Genomic DNA, 5,755 nt, shown 5'->3' on the forward strand with positions numbered 1-5,755 from the left:
GCGCTGTACCAGGGCCAGGCGTTCCTGCGCTATCAACTCACCCCCAGCTTCGACCTGCGCGTGGGTTACTCCAGGCTCTGGGGCGGTGAAACCCGCCTGGACGGCGTCGACCAGCATGACGAGCCGAAAACCGCCAAGTTCCTGGTGGGCGCCGGCTGGTTCGTCGCACCCAAGACCCAACTGCTGTTCAACTATGGCCGCGACCACTCGGTGGAAAACGGTTTCAGGGAAGGCGACCGCTTCAACGTACGCCTGATGCAGATGTTCTGATCCGCGCCCCGTTGCTCACCGAGGAATACCCATGATCAAGCACACCCTCATACACACGCTGAGTGCCGCAGTGTTGATGCTGGCGGCCAGCACCCCGTTGACGGCGATGGCCGCGACGGTCGACGAAGCGGCCATCCGCGCTACCGAACAGGCCGGCAGCGAATGGCTCAGCCATGGCCGTACCTACGCCGAACAACGCTTCAGCCCGTTGCAGCAGATCAATGCCGGCAACGTCAGGCAACTGGGCCTGGCCTGGTACATGGACCTGGACAACACCCGTGGCCTTGAGTCCACGCCGTTGTTCCATGACGGGGTGCTCTACACCTCGATGTCGTGGAGCCGGGTGATCGCGGTGGATGCCGCCAGCGGCAAGGAGCTGTGGCGCTACGACCCCGAGGTGCAACGGGTCAAGGCCCGCACCGCGTGCTGCGACGCGGTCAACCGGGGCGTGGCGCTGTGGGGCGACAAGGTCTACGTCGGCACCCTCGACGGCGCTGATCGCCCTCGATGCCAAGACCGGCAAAGCGCTGTGGAGCCAGCAGACCACCGACCCGGCCAAGCCCTACAGCATCACCGGCGCACCGCGGGTGGTCAAAGGCAAGGTCATCATCGGCAATGGCGGCGCCGAGTATGGCGTGCGCGGTTTCGTCTCGGCCTACGATGCCGTCAGCGGCAAGCTGGCCTGGCGTTTCTACACCGTGCCGGGCGATCCGGCCTTGCCCTACGAGCACCCGGAGCTGCGCGAGGCGGCCAGACCTGGCAGGGCGATCAATACTGGAAGCTTGGGGGTGGCGGCACGGTGTGGGACAGCATGGCCTATGACCCCGAACTGGACCTGCTCTACGTCGGCACCGGCAATGGCTCGCCGTGGAACCGCGAGGTACGCAGCCCCGGTGGCGGCGACAACCTGTACCTGTCCTCGATCCTGGCGATCAGGCCCGACAGCGGCAAGCTCGCCTGGCATTACCAGGTCACTCCGGGCGACAGCTGGGACTTCACCGCCACCCAGCAGATCACCCTGGCCGAGCTGAACATCGCGGGCACGCCGCGCAAGGTGCTGATGCAGGCGCCCAAGAACGGCTTCTTCTATGTGCTGGATCGCACTGACGGCAAGCTGATATCGGCAGAAAAATTCGGCAAGGTGACCTGGGCCGAAAAAGTCGACCTCACCACGGGGCGGCCGGTCGAGGCGCCGGGGGTGCGCTACGAAAAACAGCCCATCGTGATGTGGCCCAGCCCCTTTGGTGCGCATAACTGGCATTCGATGTCGTTCAACCCCGGCACCGGGCTGGTCTACATTCCGTATCAGGAAGTGCCCGGCGTGTACCGCAACGAAGGCAAGGATTTTGTCGTGCGCAAGGCCTTCAACACCGCTGCCGGCTTTGCCGACGCCACCGACGTGCCGTCGGCGGTGGTCAGCGGCGCATTGCTGGCCTGGGACCCGGTCAAGCAGAAGGCTGCCTGGACAGTGCCGTACCCCACCCACTGGAACGGTGGCACCCTGAGCACGGCCGGCAACCTGGTGTTCCAGGGTACCGCCAGCGGCCAGATGCATGCCTACGCGGCCGACAGCGGCCAGGCGCTGTGGCAGTTCGAGGCGCAAAGCGGGATTGTCGCCGCGCCCATGACCTTCGAGCTGGCGGGGCGTCAGTATGTGGCGATCATGGCCGGCTGGGGCGGGGTGGCCGCCTTGACCGGCGGCGAGTCGATGAACCAGCCGGGCATGCAGAATCGTAGCCGCCTGCTGGTGTTCGCCCTTGACGGCAAGGCCCGTTTGCCGGACGCAAGCGTGGTGGCCAGCGCACCCGAGCGGGTGCCCGTACCGGTGACTGCGGCGCCGGCCCAGGTGTTGGCTGGCAAGCAGCTGTATGGCCAGTTCTGTAGTGTATGCCACGGCATGGGCACCATCAGCGGCGGGCTGGTGGCCGACCTGCGCCAGTCCAGCGCTGCGACCCGCGAGCACTTCCAGCAGATCGTCCTGCAGGGCGCACTCAAGCCGTTGGGCATGCCGTCCTTCGAGGACGCGCTGACGCCTGAGGAGGTCGAGCGGATCAAGCTCTACGTGATGTCCCGCGAGTACGAGGACTACGCAGCGCGACACGCGCCAGCACCTTGAACCGCAGCGGGCCTGCCTGCAGGCCCGCCGTCGGTTGTTCGTCGCAAACCCTGCGCGCCAGCTGGTGCAGTGGGGGGTTCTGGTCTTTGATTGGGGGGTAGGCACACTGCTGGCAGTCGCTGTGGCGCCAATGGAATACCCCACTTTTCAAGGAGCTCCCCATGTCTGCCATCCCCTCGCGCAGCCCCCGCAAGGCCCCCCTGTCTGCCAGCAAGGACGTTACCGCACTGGTACCGGATTTTCCCTTCCACTACGGCCAGTACCTGAGTGCTGCACGTGCGGCGGGCACACCGTTGTGCCGCGTGCCGACGTCGTGCTGGGGGGAGAAGGTCCTGATCGTGGGGGCGGGTCGCGGGGCGTGGTAGCCGCCTACGAAGTGCTGCGCATGGGCCTGCATCCGATTGTCGTGGAGGCGTCCGAACGCATCGGCGGGCGGCTGTATTCCAAGGTGATGGGCGACCCCGGCGCCGAGGTCATCTGCGAGCTGGGTGCCATGCGCTTTCCGCTGTCCGGCAAGGCGCTGTTCCACTATTTCGCCAAGGTCGGCATGACCGGCCACATGGCCGATTTTCCCAACCCGGGCACCGTGGCGGCGGGCAGCACGGTCGTCGATTATCAGGGCAGCGTGAAGTACTACGAAGCGGGCAGCCCGTACTTTCCCATCCCACCGGGCTATGTCGAGCTCGAAGAGCAGTTCTTCGAGCGCTTTCTGGGCGGCGCGCCGTTCCACTTCAAGGAACTCGAACGGGCCATGACCGAAGGCAGTATCGACCAGCAGGCCATCAAGCGGCTGTGGAACGCCGTGGTCAAGCGCGAAGACGGCGGCAGCTGGGATGACGCCAGCTTCTACCACGCACTGCTGCAGGAGTCGGGGTGGAGCAAGGCGCAGATCAACCTGTTCGGCCAGATCGGCTTTGGCACCGGCGGCTGGAACACCGACTACCCCAACAGCATTCTCGAAGTGCTGCGCGTGTTGTACACCGGGCTCGATGCCAGCCATCAACTGATGTACCAGGGCGCCGATGCGTTGCCCAAGGCGCTGTGGTCGCGTTCACCCACCGCGTTGGGGGATGCCTGCGACAACGATCAGGGCCACAGGAGTGTGGAGTCGATGACCCGCCAGGTGATCGCCGACCCCTTCAGCCAGGAGGTGCGCCATATCAGCCCACTGCCGGATGGCACATTCTCGGTGCTGATCCATGACCTGAAGCGCGACATGCCCAACTGGCTGAGCATCGGCCACGTGGTGTATACGCCGCACGTGCGAGTGCTCGACAAACTGCGCGCGGTGGGCACGGCGCAGCAGCTCCAGCGCATGGATGCGTTGCTGCCCAAGGCGACCTGGGAAGCGGTCAAGTACACCCACTACATGCAATCGGCGAAGATTTTCGCCGCCACGCAACGGCCGTTCTGGCATGAGCGCCCCGGCGAGCTGCAAGAGCGGTGCATGAGCGTGACCTTGTCCGACAGCCTTACCCGTGGCACTTACCTGGTGGACTATACCGCCAGCCGCGCCGAGTACCGTGGCAGTGGCATCTTCTTGTCTTATACCTGGAACGATGACGCCTTGAAATTCCTGGGCGACCGACCGGCGCCCGGCCCGCAGCACGCCCAGGTGTGCACGACGATACTGCAGTCCATCTACCCGAATGTGGATTTTGCCGCGCAGTTCAGCGCCAGCAACACCTTCATCGAACACAACTGGGAAGACCAGCCGCATTACCTGGGGGCGTTCAAGATGAACCTGCCCGGGCAGTACACGTACCAGCGCCTGCTGTTTTCGCAGTTCATGGACGGTGTGCAGCAGGTGGGGCAGCGTCCTTATGGTTTTATCCTGGCCGGCGACGACGTGTCCTGGACCGGCGGCTGGGCCGAAGGTGCGGTCAGCACGGCGATCAACGCGGTCAACAAGATTGCGGTGTGCCTGGGCGGGGCCAGCATCCAGGGCAACCCGGGGCCGGTGGAGGTATGGGACACCCTCAAGCCAATCGAGCTGAACTGACGACAGCGGGGTCGGGAAAGCGGGTAAAGCTATCCACAAAAAACGTGGGTAGCTCTGTGGATAACGCGCTACAGGCTGCGTACCACAAGGCCTGCGTCAGTTTGATTACAAACTGAACAGCTGTCGTTCCGTTCGTCGCCGCGGCGTTGTTCACTGTGCCGAGTTCGTCATTCCCACGGTGCAAATCGATCAAGCCTTGGCCCTGGGGTGTGGGGCACGATGGACGGTCTGTCCAAGGAGTTGATCATGATCCGACTGACCCTTAATCAAGCCACCGAGTTGGCTGAGTCGATCCTGCTGCATAACGGTTTCAGCCCGGCGCATGCTGCGGCGGTCACCGCCACGGTGGTGGCTGGCGAGCGCGATGGCTGTGCTTCGCACGGCCTGTACCGGGTGATTGGCTGTGTGAACTCGCTCAAGGCCGGCAAAGTGGCGGCAGCGGCCGAGCCGCAGGTGATCGACCAGGCCCCTTCGATCGTGCGCGTGGATGCGCGTGGTGGGTTCTCGCAGCTGGCGTTCCAGGCGGGCTTGCCGCTGCTTGAAGCCAAGGCGCGCAGCAACGGGATTGCTGCGTTGGCGATCAACCACTGCGTGCATTTTTCGGCGTTGTGGGTCGAGATCGAGCAGCTTACGGCTGCAGGCCTGGTGGCCTTGGCGTGCAACCCCAGCCATGCCTGGGTGGCGCCGGCGGGCGGTAGCCAGCCGGTGTTCGGCACCAACCCGATTGCCTTTGGCTGGCCGCGAGTGGGCAAGCCGCCGTTCGTGTTCGACTTTGCTACCAGCGCGATTGCGCGTGGTGATATCGAGTTGCATCGGCGGGCGGGCAAGGCCATTCCTGAGGGTTGGGGTGTGGATGCCGAGGGTCAGCCGAGCACAGACCCGAATGTGGTGCTGGACCGTGGTGCGATGCTGACGTTTGGTGGGCACAAGGGTTCGGCGTTGGCGGCGATGGTGGAATTGATTGCCGGGCCGTTGATTGGTGACCTGACCAGTGCCGAATCGTTGGCGCATGACGCGGGTAGCAAATCGTCGCCGTACCATGGTGAGTTGATCATTGCGCTGGACCCGCAGCGGTTCCTGGGGGTGGGCGCCGAGGCGCACCTGGCGCGTGCCGAGAGCGTGTTTGCGGGGATCCAGGGTCAGGGTGCGCGGTTGCCGTCGCAGCGTCGATTTGATGCGCGTGCGCGCAGCCTGGAGGAGGGCGTGCAGATTCCTGAGGCGTTGTACCGCGACTTGAAGGCGTTGTTGGGTTCTGACCGGAACTGAGGTTGGGTCACCAAGGGGCTGGCACCTGTTGGCCCCACCGCGATCTGCGGCGAACCCCCAAGGCTGACAACGCCGATCCTGCAGGCCATGGCGCGTTGCAA

General features: G+C 64.7%; 4 protein-coding genes and 3 pseudogenes. All 7 read left to right on the forward strand.

Translation table 11 applies throughout. The features are described from left to right. Positions 1-270 (forward strand): transporter (locus G3436_RS15730; RefSeq protein WP_163946607.1); only part of this gene is annotated, 270 nt, incomplete at its 5' end. Between the two features lie 106 nt (positions 271-376). Next, positions 377-679 (forward strand): annotated as a pseudogene (locus G3436_RS29225) (PQQ-dependent dehydrogenase, methanol/ethanol family); the annotation flags it as partial. After that, positions 627-917, forward strand: a pseudogene (locus G3436_RS28580) (hypothetical protein); the annotation flags it as partial. The pseudogenes G3436_RS29225 and G3436_RS28580, both read left to right, overlap by 53 nt. Before the next feature lie 158 nt (positions 918-1,075). Further along, positions 1,076-2,386, forward strand: a pseudogene (locus G3436_RS27690) (c-type cytochrome); the annotation flags it as partial. Between the two features lie 161 nt (positions 2,387-2,547). Continuing rightward, complete coding sequence (locus tag G3436_RS28585; RefSeq protein ID WP_338001268.1) at positions 2,548-2,751, forward strand: hypothetical protein; 204 nt, start codon at positions 2,548-2,550, stop codon at positions 2,749-2,751. Further along, on the forward strand, positions 2,745-4,388 hold the full coding sequence (locus G3436_RS15740; RefSeq protein ID WP_338001269.1) for a flavin monoamine oxidase family protein: 1,644 nt from the start codon (positions 2,745-2,747) through the stop codon (positions 4,386-4,388). The genes G3436_RS28585 and G3436_RS15740 overlap by 7 nt, the downstream gene beginning before the upstream one ends. 246 nt (positions 4,389-4,634) lie before the next feature. Then, on the forward strand, positions 4,635-5,654 hold the full coding sequence (locus G3436_RS15745; RefSeq protein WP_163946610.1) for an Ldh family oxidoreductase: 1,020 nt from the start codon (positions 4,635-4,637) through the stop codon (positions 5,652-5,654). Positions 5,655-5,755 lie beyond the last annotated feature (101 nt).

The organism is Pseudomonas brassicae (assembly GCF_010671725.1).
In the GTDB taxonomy this organism is placed as follows: Bacteria; Pseudomonadota; Gammaproteobacteria; order Pseudomonadales; family Pseudomonadaceae; genus Aquipseudomonas; species Aquipseudomonas brassicae.

What these genes read in the sequence shown, in the direction of transcription:
- G3436_RS15745 (WP_163946610.1), top strand. Translation starts at nt 4,635, where the DNA reads ATGATCCGACTGACCCTTAATCAAGCCACCGAGTTGGCTGAGTCGATC.
- G3436_RS28585 (WP_338001268.1), top strand. Translation starts at nt 2,548, where the DNA reads ATGTCTGCCATCCCCTCGCGCAGCCCCCGCAAGGCCCCCCTGTCTGCC.